The sequence below is a fragment of the Streptomyces sp. NPDC051561 genome (genome assembly GCF_044454195.1).
In the GTDB taxonomy this organism is placed as follows: Bacteria; Actinomycetota; Actinomycetes; order Streptomycetales; family Streptomycetaceae; genus Streptomyces.
In genome coordinates this window covers 1-14,471 of record NZ_JBITDM010000019.1, presented here as the reverse complement: position 1 = coordinate 14,471, position 14,471 = coordinate 1, and the positions used below count along the sequence as shown (strand labels likewise).

The 14,471-nt window shown below is 68.8% G+C and carries 16 protein-coding genes; 10 read left to right on the top strand and 6 right to left on the bottom strand.

All coding sequences use genetic code 11. From position 1 onward, the window contains the following. Window positions 1-81: 81 nt before the first annotated feature. Entirely contained in the window at window positions 82-2,679 is a 2,598-nt protein-coding gene (locus ACIA73_RS31325; protein WP_399442236.1) for an FHA domain-containing protein, read from the top strand. Window positions 2,680-2,793: 114 nt separating this feature from the next. On the opposite strand, the gene ACIA73_RS31320 is transcribed toward ACIA73_RS31325, so the two are convergent. Continuing rightward, window positions 2,794-3,492 (bottom strand): transglycosylase SLT domain-containing protein, encoded by a 699-nt coding sequence (locus ACIA73_RS31320; protein WP_399442235.1) that lies wholly within the window; start codon window positions 3,490-3,492, stop codon window positions 2,794-2,796. A gap of 511 nt (window positions 3,493-4,003) precedes the next feature. Here ACIA73_RS31320 and ACIA73_RS31315 point away from each other — a divergent pair. The 4 genes from ACIA73_RS31315 to ACIA73_RS31300 all read left to right on the top strand — a co-directional run bounded on the left by ACIA73_RS31315 (window position 4,004) and on the right by ACIA73_RS31300 (window position 6,712). Continuing rightward, a complete protein-coding gene (locus ACIA73_RS31315; protein ID WP_399442377.1) occupies window positions 4,004-5,095 on the top strand; it encodes a GAF domain-containing sensor histidine kinase in 1,092 nt (363 codons plus the stop codon). Further along, window positions 5,088-5,762, top strand: a complete 675-nt coding sequence (locus ACIA73_RS31310) for a response regulator (protein ID WP_399442234.1) — start codon at window positions 5,088-5,090, stop codon at window positions 5,760-5,762. Before ACIA73_RS31315 ends, ACIA73_RS31310 begins: the two co-directional genes overlap by 8 nt. 160 nt (window positions 5,763-5,922) lie before the next feature. Next, entirely contained in the window at window positions 5,923-6,174 is a 252-nt protein-coding gene (locus ACIA73_RS31305) for a chaplin (RefSeq protein ID WP_399442233.1), read from the top strand. A 298-nt stretch (window positions 6,175-6,472) separates the two neighbouring features. Then, window positions 6,473-6,712: a chaplin family protein gene (locus tag ACIA73_RS31300; protein WP_399442232.1), complete on the top strand. Its 240-nt coding sequence runs from the start codon at window positions 6,473-6,475 to the stop codon at window positions 6,710-6,712. Window positions 6,713-6,882: 170 nt separating this feature from the next. Here the strand turns inward: ACIA73_RS31300 and ACIA73_RS31295 are convergent, their stop codons facing one another. Next, window positions 6,883-7,662: a hypothetical protein gene (locus ACIA73_RS31295; RefSeq protein ID WP_399442231.1), complete on the bottom strand. Its 780-nt coding sequence runs from the start codon at window positions 7,660-7,662 to the stop codon at window positions 6,883-6,885. A gap of 168 nt (window positions 7,663-7,830) precedes the next feature. Here ACIA73_RS31295 and ACIA73_RS31290 point away from each other — a divergent pair, with 168 nt between their 5' ends. From ACIA73_RS31290 to ACIA73_RS31275, 4 genes are all read left to right on the top strand, one after another. Further along, on the top strand, window positions 7,831-8,622 hold the full coding sequence (locus ACIA73_RS31290; RefSeq protein ID WP_399442229.1) for an ABC transporter ATP-binding protein: 792 nt from the start codon (window positions 7,831-7,833) through the stop codon (window positions 8,620-8,622). Between the two features lie 85 nt (window positions 8,623-8,707). Further along, window positions 8,708-9,148, top strand: coding sequence for an NfeD family protein (locus ACIA73_RS31285; RefSeq protein WP_399442228.1), 441 nt, complete (start codon window positions 8,708-8,710; stop codon window positions 9,146-9,148). 148 nt (window positions 9,149-9,296) lie between these two features. After that, window positions 9,297-10,265: an SPFH domain-containing protein gene (locus ACIA73_RS31280; RefSeq protein WP_399442227.1), complete on the top strand. Its 969-nt coding sequence runs from the start codon at window positions 9,297-9,299 to the stop codon at window positions 10,263-10,265. Window positions 10,266-10,332: 67 nt separating this feature from the next. Next, complete coding sequence (locus ACIA73_RS31275) at window positions 10,333-11,106, top strand: sulfite exporter TauE/SafE family protein (RefSeq protein ID WP_399442226.1); 774 nt, start codon at window positions 10,333-10,335, stop codon at window positions 11,104-11,106. 87 nt (window positions 11,107-11,193) lie between these two features. Here ACIA73_RS31275 and ACIA73_RS31270 read toward each other — a convergent pair whose 3' ends face one another. The 3 genes from ACIA73_RS31270 to ACIA73_RS31260 form a co-directional block, all read right to left on the bottom strand. Further along, window positions 11,194-11,700 (bottom strand): HNH endonuclease, encoded by a 507-nt coding sequence (locus tag ACIA73_RS31270; protein WP_399442225.1) that lies wholly within the window; start codon window positions 11,698-11,700, stop codon window positions 11,194-11,196. Between the two features lie 196 nt (window positions 11,701-11,896). Next, window positions 11,897-12,430, bottom strand: coding sequence for a YbhB/YbcL family Raf kinase inhibitor-like protein (locus ACIA73_RS31265; RefSeq protein WP_399442224.1), 534 nt, complete (start codon window positions 12,428-12,430; stop codon window positions 11,897-11,899). Between the two features lie 58 nt (window positions 12,431-12,488). Then, window positions 12,489-13,271: a sporulation protein gene (locus ACIA73_RS31260; protein WP_399442223.1), complete on the bottom strand. Its 783-nt coding sequence runs from the start codon at window positions 13,269-13,271 to the stop codon at window positions 12,489-12,491. A gap of 114 nt (window positions 13,272-13,385) precedes the next feature. Between ACIA73_RS31260 and ACIA73_RS31255 the strand changes: the two genes are divergently transcribed. Next, window positions 13,386-14,030, top strand: a complete 645-nt coding sequence (locus tag ACIA73_RS31255; protein WP_399442222.1) for a DNA-3-methyladenine glycosylase — start codon at window positions 13,386-13,388, stop codon at window positions 14,028-14,030. 175 nt (window positions 14,031-14,205) lie between these two features. Here ACIA73_RS31255 and ACIA73_RS31250 read toward each other — a convergent pair. After that, on the bottom strand, window positions 14,206-14,471 hold a 266-nt coding region (locus ACIA73_RS31250), incomplete at its 5' end, for a hypothetical protein (protein ID WP_399442221.1).

The window sequence follows — 14,471 nt, the reverse complement described above, 5'->3', positions numbered from 1 at the left end:
GAAATAGTTCCCCACGATGTTCACCATCCCTAGACTCCCGGTGACGGGCGTAACTACGGGGGACAACTAGTGGGGCATGGAGTGCAGGAACTCGTACTGGAATTGAACGGCAGGACCTGGGCGCTCGACGCGTCCAGGTCGTACACCCTTGGTCGCGATCCCCAGGGTGACGTGGTCATAGACGACGCCAGGGTGTCCTGGCGGCACGCCTCGATCAGCTGGGGCGGCCGGAGCTGGGTGATCGAAGACCACGGCAGCACCAACGGCACGTATGTGCAGGGCCAGCGCATCCATCACACGGAGATCGGCCCGGGTTCCGACGTACACCTGGGCAATGCCACCGATGGTCCGCAGCTGATCCTCACCGGCGCGGGCTCCGGCTCGGGCGCGGTACCGCAGCAGGCACAGCAGCCGCAGCCCTCGCACCAGCAGGCGGCGGCCCAGTCCCCGCAGGCAGGCTGGCAGCAGCAGGCCCAGCAGGCACCGCCGCCCCAGCAGGCGCAGCAGCCCAGCTGGCACCAGCAGGGACAGCAGCCTCAGCAGTCCCAGCAGTCCCAGCAGGGACAGCAGCAGCCGAGCTGGCAGCAGAAGCCGGCCGGTCAGGCCCAGGTGCCCGCGCAGGGCGGCGGCCAGTCCGGCGGCGTCGCGGGGGCCCCGCCGGTCTACGGCGACCGCAGCCCGACCACGTTCCACCAGATGGCACTCGGCCGCGTGATGCGCATCGGCCGTGCCCTGGAGAACGAACTGGTCGTCTCCGACCTCCAGGTCTCCCGGCTGCACGCCGAGTTCCACTCGACGCCCGACGGGCGCATGGAGATCCGCGACCTCGGCTCGCACAACGGCACGTACATCAACGGCCAGCCGATGCAGAAGTCGGGCACGGCTCTCCTCGGCCCCAACGACATCGTCGGCGTCGGCCACTCCACCTTCCGCGTCGTCGGCGACCGGCTCGAAGAGTTCGTCGACACCGGTGAGGTCTCCTTCTCCGCCCGCCACCTGACCGTCACGGTCGACGGCGGCAAGGACATCCTGAAGGACGTCTCCTTCGGCGTCCCCGAGAAGTCCCTGATCGCGGTCATCGGCCCCTCCGGCTCCGGAAAGTCGACCCTCCTCAAGGCGCTCACCGGCTACCGGCCCGCCAACAAGGGCGACGTCCTCTACGACAACCGGAACCTCTACAAGCAGTTCGCCGAGCTGCGCCAGCGCATCGGTCTGGTCCCGCAGGACGACATCCTGCACAAGGAACTGACCGTCAAGACGGCCCTCAAGCACGCCGCCAAGCTGCGCTTCCCCGCGGACACCAGCGAGGCCGAGCGCCAGCAGCGGATCAACGAGGTGCTCGGCGAGCTCAAGCTGGACATCCACAAGGAGAAGAAGGTCACCTCCCTCTCCGGTGGCCAGCGCAAGCGCGTCTCGGTCGCCCTGGAACTGCTGACCAAGCCCTCGCTGATCTTCCTCGACGAGCCGACCTCGGGCCTCGACCCGGGCATGGACCGCGACGTCATGCAGCTGCTGCGCGGCCTCGCCGACGACGGCCGCACGGTCCTCGTCGTCACGCACTCGGTCGCCGAGCTCGCCATCTGCGACAAGCTCCTGGTGATGGCGCCCGGCGGTTCGGTCGCCTACTTCGGTCCGCCGGAGGAAGCGCTCAACTTCTTCGGCTACAGCACCTGGGCCGACGTCTTCTCCGCCTTCGAGAACTACCGCGACTACGACTGGGCGGGCCGCTGGCGCGGTTCGCAGCACTACCAGATGTACGCCGCGGACATCGACGCCGTCGCCGCGCAGTCCGTACACATGCCGCCGCCGCAGCAGATGCGCCCGCCGAAGCCGCAGGGCTGGCTCGCGCAGCTGATCACACTGATCAAGCGGTACGTCGCGGTCATCGCCTCCGACAAGGGCTTCCTCGGCCTGATGGTGATCCTGCCCGCCGTACTCGGCCTGGTCAGCGTCGTCATCCCGGCCGACTTCGGGCTCGGCCCGCCCAAGCCGCCGTCCAAGTTCAACGGCGACGCGGGCACCATCATGCTGATCCTCGCGGTCGGCATGTGCTTCTCCGGCGCCGCGAACTCGGTCCGGGAACTGATCAAGGAACGGGTCATCTACGAGCGAGAACGGGCCACCGGCCTCTCCCGCTCCGCGTACCTGATGTCCAAGGTGATCGTGCTCGGCGTGATCACGGCCTTCCAGGGCGTCATCATCTGCGCCATCGGCTTCTCCACCCGGGACCTCCCGGCGGAGGGTCTGGTCATGCCGCCGGCCGTCGAGATCTGCGTCGCCGTCATCGCGCTCGGCTTCACCTCGATGATGTTCGGCCTGGTCATCTCCTCGCTGGTGAAGACCTCCGAGAAGACCATGCCGCTGCTGGTCATGTTCGCGATCGTCCAGGTCGTGTTCACCGGCATCCTCTTCAAGGTGTTCGGCCAGGTCGGCCTGGAGCAGTTCGCCTGGCTGATGCCGTCCCGCTGGGCGATCGGCGCCGCCGGCACCACGCTGGACCTCGGCCACCTGATGCCGCCGTGGGACCAGAAGAACCCCACCGACCTGGACCCGCTCTGGGAGCACACGGCCGGCCAGTGGGGCATCAACATGGCGATCCTGCTGGCCCTCGGCGTGATCTGCGGCTTCGCCGTCGCGCGCCTGCTGCGCCGGCACGAGCCCGAGGTCATGCGCAAGTGACTCGGTAGCGCACACGAAGAAGGGCGGCACCCCGGTGGGGGTGCCGCCCTTCTTCGTGCTCGGCGTCGGTGCCCGGCCTCGTGCCCGGCCTGAGTGCGGCGCGGAGCCGGTGTCTCAGTAGGCGCCGTTGACGTTGTCGATGGAGCCGTACCGGTCGGCGGCGTAGTTGGCCGCGGCGGTGATGTTGGAGACCGGGTCGTAGATGTCGTGCGGGGTGCCGGCCACGTGGTAGGCGTTGAACGTCGGCTGGATGACCTGGAGCAGGCCGATCGACGGGGTGCCGTTCTGGGCGTTGACGTCCCAGCCGTTGGTGGCGCGGGGGTTGCCGGTGGACTCGCGGATGATGTTGCGGTGCAGCCCGTCGTACGAACCGGGGATGCCCTTCGCCTTCATCACGTGCAGCGACTCGCGGATCCAGCCGTCGAGGTTGTTCGCGAACACCGGCTTGCGCGCGGCGGCACGGCTCGCGGCCTGCTCCTTGGCGCGCTTCTTCGCGTCCGCCTCGGCCTTGGCCTTCTTGGCGGCCGCGTCGGCCTTCGCCTTGGCCTCGGCCTGAGCCTTCGCCTTGGCGGCGGCGGCGTCCTTGACCCGCTTGTCGGCGGCGGCGTGCTGCTCGGCGATGCTCACCTGTGCGGTGCTGCTGCCCTGGGAGGCGACCATGCCGACCGTCTTGATGTCCGAGCCCTCGGCCTCGGCGGAACCGCCGCCGGGCAGCAGGGTCAGCGCGAGAGAGGCGGCGCCGAGCGCGGCGACACCGGCGATCGAAATCCGGTGGGACTTGGTCAGGCGACTATGGCCAGGGGTGGTGGACATGCAGAGAGACCTCTCGGACGGGAAGACGCCGCGGAGTCCGCGACGGCAGCCATTGTTAGCGGCCGCAAAATCCCGAAGCAAAGGTGTGACGTACGAAGCCCGATAGTGGAACCGGGGTGGCGCGATCACGCCGCATACCCACGCACGACCCGCTCACACCCCCTTTATGCCTCGACTACGCAGCTTCGTAAGTGACCTACGCCCTATGCCGGGCCTCACATCAACCACGTAACAACCTCACCCAAAGTCACCTCCGCAAACGCTCGGTGGTTCATCTGCCTGCCCTCGGAGCCCCGCCCCTCCCGCCTTTCGGCCTAGGTCATCGGTACCGTCCGCCCGGGTCCCCGGGCCCGATGTCCCCGCCCGCCCCCGCCGGTACGGTGACCGCATGACCAGGCCTCGAACCGTCCCGGACGACCGGACGGCAGCAACGCGGAACCCGGCGGAGCCACCCCCACCCCCCGGGCTCACGCACACCGGCCTCGTCGCCGTCAGCACCGCCCTCCTCGCCATGAGCCGGCACCTGGAGGTCCGCGACGTCCTCAAGACGATCGTCGCCTCAGCCCGCGAGCTGCTCGGCGCCGAGTACGCGGCGCTCGGCGTCCCCGACGACCACGGCGGCTTCGCCCAGTTCGTCGTCGACGGCGTCAGCGAGGACCAGTGGAAGGCCATCGGCCCGCTGCCCCGCCAGCACGGCATCCTCGCCGCGATGCTGCACGGCAACGAGACCGAGCGCCTCGCCGACGTCACCAAGGACCCCCGCTTCGAGGGCTGGCCGGACGCACACCCCGACATGTCCGACTTCCTGGGCCTGCCCATCCGCGACGGCGACGAGGTCATCGGCGCCCTCTTCCTGGCCAACAAGCGCTGCCCCAAGCCCGAGGGCGGCTGCGGTTTCACCGCCGCCGACGAGGAACTCCTCACGATCCTGGCCCAGCACGCCGCCATCGCCCTCACCAACGCCCGCCTCTACGAGCGCAGCCGCGAACTCACCATCGCCGAGGAACGCTCCCGCCTCGCCCACGAGCTCCACGACGCCGTCAGCCAGAAGCTCTTCTCGCTGCGCCTCACCGCCCAGGCCGCCGCCGCCCTCGTCGACCGCGACCCGGCCCGCGCCAAGGACGAACTCCACCAGGTCGCCGCCCTCGCCGCCGAAGCCGCCGACGAACTGCGCGCCGCTGTCGTCGAACTGCGCCCCGCCGGACTCGACGAGGACGGACTCGTCGCCACCCTCCGCACCCAGATCCAGGTACTGGACCGCGCCCACAGCGCCCATGTGGTCTTCGACAGCCGCGGAGTGAAGGCCCTCCCGTCCGCCCAGGAGGAAGCGTTCCTGCGCGTCTCCCAGGAGGCCCTGCACAACGCCCTGCGCCACTCCGGCGCCGCCCGCGTCGACGTCGTACTGGAGAAGCGGGACGACTCGGTCCGGCTCACCGTGGCCGACGACGGCTCAGGTTTCGAACCGGCGGATGTACGTCGGGCGGGCCGCCACCTCGGCCTGGTGTCCATGCGCGACCGGGCGAGCGGTATCGGCGGCACGCTCACCGTTCAATCGGCGCCCGGCAAGGGCACCACGATCACCATGGAGGCCCCCGGTGCCTGAGCCCGCCCCGCCCGCCCCGTCCCGCACGGCGAAGCCCCGCATCCGCGTCCTGCTGGTCGACGACCACCAGGTAGTACGCCGTGGACTGCGCACCTTCCTGGAGATCCAGGACGACATAGAGGTCGTCGGCGAGGCAGGGGACGGCGCCGAGGGCGTCGCCCGGGCCGAGTCGCTGCGCCCCGACGTCGTACTGATGGACATCAAGATGCCCGGCACCGACGGCATCGAGGCCCTGCGCAAGCTCCGTGAACTCGCCAACCCGGCACGGGTGCTGATCGTCACCAGCTTCACCGAGCAGCGCACCGTGGTCCCCGCCCTGCGCGCAGGCGCCTCCGGCTACGTCTACAAGGACGTCGACCCGGACGCCCTGGCAGGCGCCATCCGCTCGGTCCACGCCGGCCACGTACTCCTCCAGCCGGAAGTCGCCGGGGCCCTGCTCGCCCAGGACCCGCAGGGCGGACAGGGCCGCAGCACCAACCTGACCGACCGCGAGCGCGAGGTCCTCGCCCTCATCGCGGACGGCCGCTCGAACCGGGAGATCGCCCGCGCCCTGGTCCTCTCGGAGAAGACCGTCAAGACCCACGTTTCCAACATCCTGATGAAACTGGACCTCGCGGACCGCACCCAGGCCGCGCTCTGGGCCGTCCGACATGGCATGACGGACTGAACGGGAGCCTGCCCCGGACAGAACCGGACCGTCTCCCTCCGGTCTGAGATTCATACCGTCGTGTGTAAGTACTCCCAATGGCGCAACCCGATTGGCCCGGAGCCGTTCTCCATGGCGTGCTGCGGCGGCTGGCCGCGGCCATTGCTAGGAGGAACCTGAAGTGAAGAACCTGAAGAAGGCTGCCGCCCTCACCCTGGTCGCCGGTGGGCTCGTCGCCGCCGGTGCCGGTGCCGCCTCCGCCACCGGTCACAGCGGTGCCGAGGCCAACGGCAAGGCCGTCCAGTCCCCGGGCGTCGGCTCCGGCAACCTGGTCCAGGCCCCCGTGCACGTCCCGGTGAACGTGGTCGGCAACACCGTCTCCGTCATCGGTGCCCTCAACCCGGCCTTCGGGAACCACGGCGCCAACGTCTGACCGGCCCTCGCGGTCGCGTTCCGAGAACGGCCCCCGGCCTCCGCCGGGGGCCGCTCCGTGTGCCGGGTCCCGCGGTGCCACAAGGTCCTGCGGTGCCACTCAGGGGCCCGCGGTGCCACCCGGGCTCCGGGTGTCATTCGGTGCTGCGGTTTCCGCGGTGCCGGTCGGGCCGATTGTCTGCCTATTAACTCGAACGGTGGCATCCGTGTTGCGGCCCGTGTCTTCGGGTCGGCCCGGGCGTTTTCCACGTGCGGCACCGAGGTTGGGGCCGTTCCGCTCAGCAGGAGGAATTTTTCTTATGAACACCGCCAAGAAGACCGCCCTGGTCATCGCCGTCGCCGGTCTCGCTGCGGGCGCCTCCGCCGGCGCCGCGTTCGCCGACGCGGAGGCCGAAGGCATGGCCAAGAACTCCCCGGGCGTCGGCTCGGGCAACCAGGTCCAGGTCCCGGTGCACGTGCCGGTGAACGTGGTCGGCAACACGGTCAACGTCATCGGTGCGCTCAACCCGGCCTTCGGTAACTCCGGGCTGAACCACTGATCTCGCTGATACCCCGCATTACCCGAAAGCCCCGCAGCCCCGGCTGCGGGGCTTTCCCCTTGCACCACGACGAACCCGCCACCCCCGCCCGAGACTCCACCCGGGATGCCGCCCGAGCCTCACTCCCCCCCGGAGACCGCCCGAGCCCTCACCCCGGAATCAGGTCCCCCTCACCCCCTCTCCACCACCGCCCCGTACGCCGCCACCATCGCCCGCCTGGCCACCCGCTCCACCGGCCGCAACGCCTCCCCCCGGGCCCACATCTCCGACGCACTCACCGCGCCTCCGTGCCCGTGCCCATGAGCCAGCTCCACCACCAGCCCCACCCGCCGGGCCATCTCCAGCACCCGCACCGCCCGCGGCGGATACCCGGGCGCCAGCACCTCACGCCCGTCCGGCCCCTCCGCCCGAGCCCGGTACACATCGATCGCCGCCGTGGCCACCGGCCCGGACCCCGCCACGTCCAGCCGCCCCAGCACCCCCACCGCCTCCCGCAACGCCTCCGCCAGCTCCCGCTCCGCCTCGCCGAGCGACGGCACATCCGTCGGCGGAGCCTCCCGTACCGGCGAACACACCCAGACCACTTCCACCCGCACATCCCCCGCAGGCCCGATCTCCGTCACCTCCGGCACCAGCCCCAGCGCCGCGCCCGTGCAGATCACCGCCTCCTGTGCCTCCAGCGCCCGCGCGTTGAACTCCGGCGGCCCGCTGAGCCCCAGCGGATGCCCCGGCGCAGGCAGCGCGACCCGGAAACCGGTCGCCCCCAGCACCCGCAGCCGCCCCAGCGCCATGGTGAGTCCCACCGGCCCCGGCGAGCCCGGCAGCCCGGTCACCCGGTGCACCGCGTCGTCCCCGACAATCGCGGCCGCCGCGTCATCCGGCGAGGCGAATCCCCCCAACAGGGCGTTTCCCCAAGCCGCCAACATTCCTGAACGTGGTTCCGTGAGCATGGAGACAGCCTAGATTCCGGTACACACCGCTGTCCGAGCCCGGTATGAACCCACTTCGTACCCGATCCCAAGGGCAGGACCGCCCGACCGGTGGCGTAGGTTTTCCCTGGGCGCTGTGCCCACAGGCACACGCGACATTTCGATACTGCATGGGGAGACAACGCGCTCATGAGCGATGTACTGGAGCTGGTGGACGTATCCGTGGTCCGCGACGGACGGGCTCTGGTGGACGACGTCTCCTGGTCGGTGAAAGAAGGCGAACGCTGGGTCATCCTCGGCCCCAACGGCGCCGGCAAGACCACCCTGCTGAACATCGCCTCCAGCTACCTCTTCCCCTCCTCCGGCTCCGCCACCATCCTCGGCGAGCAGCTCGGCAAGGTCGACGTCTTCGACCTCCGCCCGCGCATCGGCATGGCCGGCATCGCGATGGCCGAGAAGATGCCCAAGCGCCAGACCGTGCTCCAGACGGTCCTCACCGCCGCGTACGGCATGACCGCCACCTGGCACGAGGACTACGACGAGGTCGACGAGCAGCGCGCCCGCGCCTTCCTGGACCGGCTCGGCATGACCGAGTACGTCGAGCGGAAGTTCGGCACCCTCTCCGAGGGAGAGCGCAAGCGCACCCTGATCGCCCGCGCCATGATGACCGACCCCGAACTGCTGCTCCTGGACGAGCCCGCCGCCGGTCTCGACCTCGGTGGCCGCGAGGACCTGGTCCGCCGCCTGGGCCGGCTGGCCCGAGACCCGTACGCCCCCTCGATGATCATGGTCACCCACCATGTCGAGGAGATCGCACCGGGCTTCACCCACGTCCTCATGATCCGCCAGGGCAAGATCCTCGCCGCCGGCCCCATGGAGACCGAGCTGACGTCCCGCAACCTCTCGCTCTGCTTCGGCCTGCCGCTCGTCGTCGAGCACCGCGGCGACCGCTACACCGCACAGGGTCTTCCGATGAGCTAGCAGTTGCTCCGGTTGTCCGGATGGGTCAACTGAGCCCGGACGTACATCCTTTGCGCCCTGTCCGCGCCGACCCCCCGCCCCTACCATGACCGTTGTGGACATGGATGCATGGCTCTGGTGGCTGATCGGCGCGGCGGTGCTCGGCATCGCGCTCGTCGTGACCTCGATGCCCGAACTGGGAATGCTGGCGGTGGGTGCGCTGGCGGGCGCACTCACCTCGTACCTGGGTGGCTCTCTGGTCACCCAGGTACTGGTGTTTTCGGCCGTCTCCGTCGCGCTGATCCTGGTGGTACGGCCCATCGCCGCCCGGCATCGCAGCCAACGGCCCCAACTGGCCAGTGGCATCGATGCGTTGAAGGGCCGCCAGGCGGTCGTTCTGGAGCGGGTCGACGGCAGCGGGGGAGGCCGGATCAAGCTGGCGGGCGAGGTCTGGTCCGCCCGCGCACTCGATTCCGGCCAGTCCTTCGAGCCGGGCCAGCAGGTCGACGTGGTCGAGATCGACGGGGCCACGGCCGTGGTCATGTGAGTACCGCACCGACGAACCGCGGTTGCGCGCGAGGGAGCCGGGTGGCGCGAACACCCCGCACACCTCGCCGCCATCTGACAGTCTCGATCATCACGACAATCTCGATCATCACAACAGGACCGAGAAACACGAAGGGCACGGGGAAGCGATGTCATCGATCATCATCGTCCTGATCATTCTGGTGGTGCTGGTCTTCATCGCCCTGATCAAGACGATCCAGGTCATCCCGCAGGCCAGCGCCGCCATCGTCGAGCGCTTCGGCCGCTACACCCGCACGCTCAACGCGGGCCTGAACATCGTCGTCCCGTTCATCGACTCGATCCGCAACCGGATCGACCTCCGTGAACAGGTCGTGCCGTTCCCGCCCCAGCCGGTGATCACCCAGGACAACCTGGTGGTCAACATCGACACCGTCATCTACTACCAGGTGACCGACGCCCGCGCCGCGACCTACGAGGTCGCCAGCTACATCCAGGCCATCGAGCAGCTCACCGTCACCACCCTGCGAAACATCATCGGTGGCATGGACCTGGAGCGGACCCTGACCTCCCGCGAGGAGATCAACGCGGCCCTGCGCGGCGTCCTCGACGAGGCAACCGGCAAGTGGGGCATCCGCGTCAACCGCGTCGAGCTCAAGGCGATCGAGCCGCCGACCTCCATCCAGGACTCGATGGAGAAGCAGATGCGCGCCGACCGCGACAAGCGCGCCGCGATTCTCCAGGCCGAGGGCACCCGGCAGTCCGCCATCCTCACCGCGGAGGGCGACAAGCAGTCCGCGATCCTGCGCGCCGAAGGTGAGGCCAAGGCCGCCGCGCTGCGCGCCGAGGGCGAGGCCCAGGCCATCCGTACGGTCTTCGAGTCCATCCACGCGGGCGACGCCGACCAGAAGCTGCTCGCCTACCAGTACCTCCAGATGCTCCCGAAGATCGCTGAGGGCGACGCCAACAAGCTCTGGATCGTGCCCAGCGAGATCGGCGACGCGCTCAAGGGCCTCTCCGGCGCGATGGGCAACTTCGGCCCGATGGGCGGCGGAGGCTCCGGCAATTCGGGCAACTCCGGGAATTCCGGAGGCTCCGGTGGCGGCAGGGAACGCCGCGAGCAGCCCCCCATCGACTGACCCAGCTGCCCCTCCGGCATGATCACTTCACACAGCAAGAAGTGACCACCGCTCGGAGGGGCACCGCATGACCATCTGGGAGATGCTCGCCGTCTTCGCCGCGGGCATCGGCGCGGGCACCATCAACACCATCGTCGGCTCCGGCACCCTCATCACCTTTCCGGTGCTTCTCGCGACCGGCCTGCCGCCCGTCGTCGCCAACGTCTCCAACACCATCGGTCTGGTCCCCGGTTCCATCAGCGGCGCCATCGGCTACCGCAAGGAACTCGTCGGCCAGCGCTCGCGCATCCTGCGCCTGGGTCTGACCGCCCTGGTCGGCGGCCTGATCGGCGCGGTCCTTCTGCTGGCCCTGCCGTCCTCGGCCTTCGACATGATCGTCCCGGTCCTGATCGGGCTGGCCCTGATCCTGGTCGTCCTCCAGCCGAAACTCTCCGCCGCCCTCAAGCGCCGCCGCGAGCAGAACGGCGACACGGCGGGCCCGCATCCCGACGGCGGCCCGGTCCTCCTCCTCGGCCTGCTGATCGCCAGCGCGTACGGCGGCTACTTCGGCGCCGCCCAGGGAGTCCTCTACCTCTCCCTCATGGGCCTCCTCCTCAACGACTCCCTCCAGCGCATCAACGGCGTCAAGAACATCCTCGGCGCCGTCGTCAACGGAGTCGCCGCCGTCTTCTTCGTCTTCGTCGCCGAGATCGACTGGACGGCCGTCCTGCTGATCGCCGTCGGCTCAGCCCTCGGCGGCCAGGTCGGCGCCAAGATCGGCCGCCGTCTGCCCCCGACGGTCCTGCGCGGAGTGATCGTCGCGGTCGGCCTGATCGCGATCGCCCAACTCCTGCTCAAATAAGCCCTCGTACGGTACGAATCGGTCTGCCCCGGGACACAAAGAAGCCCGCCTCCACCACGAGACGGGCTTCCTCTTCCTCCCACCGGACTACGCGGCGGCCTCCGCCAACCAGTCCGGCAGCGCATCCCACTCCGCACCCCTCAGCGACAGCAGCATCGCATCGGCCGGCGTGGGCACGAAAGGCTGGAACAGCAACGGCATCCCCGCCTTCTCCGGCGTCCGGTCCGCCTTCCGGTGATTGTCCTCGGCACACGAAGCCACCGTGTTCAACCAGCTGTCGGCGCCACCACGCGACCGCGGCACCACATGGTCCACGGTCGTCGCCCGCTTCCCGCAGTACGCGCACCGGTGTTGGTCCCGTATCAGCACGCCCCGCCTCGACCACGGAGCTTGTCTTCGGAACGGCACCCGTACGTACCTGCTCAGGCGGATCACCATCGGCACCGGAAGATCGACGGCGGCACCGCGCATGCGCAGCGCCGGATGAGCCTTCTCGACCACGGCCTTGTCCGTCAGGACAAGCACCACCGCACGGTTCAAAGTCACCGTCGACAGTGGTTCGAAGCTCGCGTTCAGAACAAGCGTGTCACGCATCCCGCCCACCCTCCGTGTGCCGGCCCACCCCTTGGCGGGCTTGGATCAACTCTGGCGGGACGCGCCCGAATGGACAACGCATTAACGGTCGGCCCCACCAGGGAGCCGCCACACCCCCCACACAAAAACTGCCCGCTCCTGATCTCTTTCAAGACCTGGAGCGGGCAAATACCCAGTGAATCTTTCTCTACGTCGCTCAGCCCTCGGCCGGAGCCTCGTACTGGGCTACGAGCTGCGCACGACCGAGCGTGTGGAACCGCAGGTTGAACCCGACCGCAGCCGGTGGCGTGGCCGCGTCGATCCCCAGCGTCTCGGTGTCCACCGCGTACACGGTGAAGACATATCGGTGCCGCTCGCCGGCCGGGGGAGCGGCACCGCCGAAGTCCTGCGTCCCGTAGTCATTGCGCGCCTGCAGCGCACCCTCGGGCAGCCCCTCGAACTTGCCGCTCCCGGCCCCTGCGGGCAGCTCCGTCACCGACACCGGAATGTCGAAGACGGTCCAGTGCCAGAACCCGCTCCCGGTCGGCGCATCCGGATCGAAGCACGTCACGGCGAAGCTCCTGGTCTCCGCCGGGAACCCCTCCCACCGCAACTGCGGCGAAGTGTTCCCCTCGGCATAGACCTGTGCGTCCTTCAGTACGGCGCCTTCGGCGACGTCGTCGCTCAGCACGGTGAACGACGGCACCGGGGGGTGGAAGTCATGAGGCAGCGGCGGCCTCTTGTCGGACACGGTCACATCAGCACCTTCCTGCTCGTCAACACTTGTCGGCACCCCCGCGTCCTCGACCCTAGAGCCAGTTCCGCTGCCCGCCCACCTGCGCCAGCCACTGGTTGAGGTACCCCGCCCAGTCCGTCTCCCGGAAGTCGTTCAGCCCCACCTGGAAGGCTCGGTAGGAGTCGCTGCTCTCACTGAACATCCCGCCCTTCCGGTCCATCTCCAGGATCACGTCCATCTCCCGGTCGTCCGCGATGAACGTCAGCTCGACCTGGTTCAGCCCCCGGTACTGCTGCGGCGGCAGGAACTCGATCTCCTGGTAGAACGGCAGCCTCTGCCGGGTCCCACGGATGTGCCCACGCTCCATGTCCGCACTCTTGAACCGGAAGCCCAGGTGCACGAAGGCATCCAGAATCGCCTGCTGCGCAGGCAACGGGTGCACATTGATCGGGTCCAGGTCCCCGGAGTCCACCGCCCGGGCGATCTCCAGCTCCGTGGTCACCCCGATGTCCATCCCCCGCAGCTGCTGCCCGGCGATGCTGGTGACCGGCGTCTCCCAGGGAATGTCCAGCCCGAACGGCACCACGTGCACCGCCCCCGCCTGCACCTCGAAGGCCCCACCGAGCTTGACCTTGGTGAACTCGATGTCCTGCTTGACCTCCTGTTCCCCACCCTCCACTTCCACCCGCGCCTGAAGTCCGACCGACAACCCCTCGATCTGCTGAGCCACCGACCCACCCTGGATCCGCACCTCTCCCTGCACCACACCACCGGGCACCACATTGACCTCGGTGAGCTCCGTCTCCACGGACGCCCCACCCGCACCCATGCTCGCCAGCAGCTTCTTGAATCCCATGGTTCTCCCCAACTCGACGTTCTTGACCTGTACAAACGCTCAACCAGGGCGCCCGGTTCCGCACCTACCCGCGCAACGAGCCCCCACCGCCGGAGTCCACTACCCTCGGCGGGCATGATCGAGACGACCCCAGACCGTACGCCGCTCACCCGCGACTTCTTCGCACGCCCCGTACTCGACGTGGCTCCCGATCTGCTGGGCCGCACTCTGGTCCATCGCACCCCCGAGGGCCCGATCGAGCTCCGCATCACCGAGGTCGAGGCGTACGACGGCGAGCGCGACCCGGGCTCGCACGCCTACCGCGGCAAGACCGCCCGCAACGCCTCGATGTTCGGCCCGCCCGGCCATGCCTACGTCTACTTCATCTACGGGATGTGGTTCAGCCTCAACCTGGTGTGCGGTCCCGAGGGCACAGCAAGCGGTGTGCTGCTCCGCGCAGGCGAGGTCACCAAGGGGGCCGACCTTGTCCGCAAACGTCGACTTTCGGCCCGGAAGGACAATGAACTGGCCAAAGGCCCGGCCCGCCTGGCCACCGGCCTGGACATCACCCGCGCCCTGGACGGCACCGACCTCTGCGCGGGCGAGGACTCCCCACTCTCCGTACTGCGTGGCGCCCCAGCCCCCACTGACCAGCGGCAGAACGGCCCCCGCACCGGAGTGGGCGGCGAAGGAGCGGTTCACCCCTGGCGCTTCTGGGTCGCCGGCGACCCCACGGTCAGCCCCTACCGCGCCCACAAGCCTCGTAAACGCGCAACTTGACGCGGCCCGGCCGCCCGCCTAACGTAGCCCGAGCCGCTTGAAACGGGCACTGCTGTCGGAACGGTCCGTCGGACCGAACCGAGCAGCCCCCGGAGCGGCCAACCACTACTACGACTTCCCTGACGGGTCTGAATTTCGGCATGCCTGAATTCATTCTCTCCGACTCGATTATGAGTCACCGGGAAAAGCCGCTAAAGTAGTGAACACGCCGAAAGGCAAGGCCTTCCAAACGGCCACCGGAATTCAATTCCACACCGGAAACGGCGCGGAAATGATCTGGTAAGGTTGGAAACACGCAGTACCGAATGAAACGAATACCGAACGAAACGTCCGGAGGAAAGCCCGAGAGGGTGAGTACAAAGGAAGCGTCCGTTCCTTGAGAACTCAACAGCGTGCCAAAAGTCAACGCCAAATATGTTGATACCCCGTTTCTTCGGAAAC

Excerpts from the sequence above, each read along its gene's own strand:
- ACIA73_RS31320 (WP_399442235.1), bottom strand. The coding sequence starts at position 3,492 with ATGTCCACCACCCCTGGCCATAGTCGCCTGACCAAGTCCCACCGGATT.
- ACIA73_RS31315 (WP_399442377.1), top strand. The coding sequence starts at position 4,004 with ATGAGCCGGCACCTGGAGGTCCGCGACGTCCTCAAGACGATCGTCGCC.
- ACIA73_RS31300 (WP_399442232.1), top strand. The coding sequence starts at position 6,473 with ATGAACACCGCCAAGAAGACCGCCCTGGTCATCGCCGTCGCCGGTCTC.
- ACIA73_RS31295 (WP_399442231.1), bottom strand. The coding sequence starts at position 7,662 with ATGCTCACGGAACCACGTTCAGGAATGTTGGCGGCTTGGGGAAACGCC.
- ACIA73_RS31290 (WP_399442229.1), top strand. The coding sequence starts at position 7,831 with ATGAGCGATGTACTGGAGCTGGTGGACGTATCCGTGGTCCGCGACGGA.
- ACIA73_RS31285 (WP_399442228.1), top strand. The coding sequence starts at position 8,708 with ATGACCGTTGTGGACATGGATGCATGGCTCTGGTGGCTGATCGGCGCG.
- ACIA73_RS31280 (WP_399442227.1), top strand. The coding sequence starts at position 9,297 with ATGTCATCGATCATCATCGTCCTGATCATTCTGGTGGTGCTGGTCTTC.
- ACIA73_RS31275 (WP_399442226.1), top strand. The coding sequence starts at position 10,333 with ATGACCATCTGGGAGATGCTCGCCGTCTTCGCCGCGGGCATCGGCGCG.
- ACIA73_RS31270 (WP_399442225.1), bottom strand. The coding sequence starts at position 11,700 with ATGCGTGACACGCTTGTTCTGAACGCGAGCTTCGAACCACTGTCGACG.
- ACIA73_RS31260 (WP_399442223.1), bottom strand. The coding sequence starts at position 13,271 with ATGGGATTCAAGAAGCTGCTGGCGAGCATGGGTGCGGGTGGGGCGTCC.
- ACIA73_RS31255 (WP_399442222.1), top strand. The coding sequence starts at position 13,386 with ATGATCGAGACGACCCCAGACCGTACGCCGCTCACCCGCGACTTCTTC.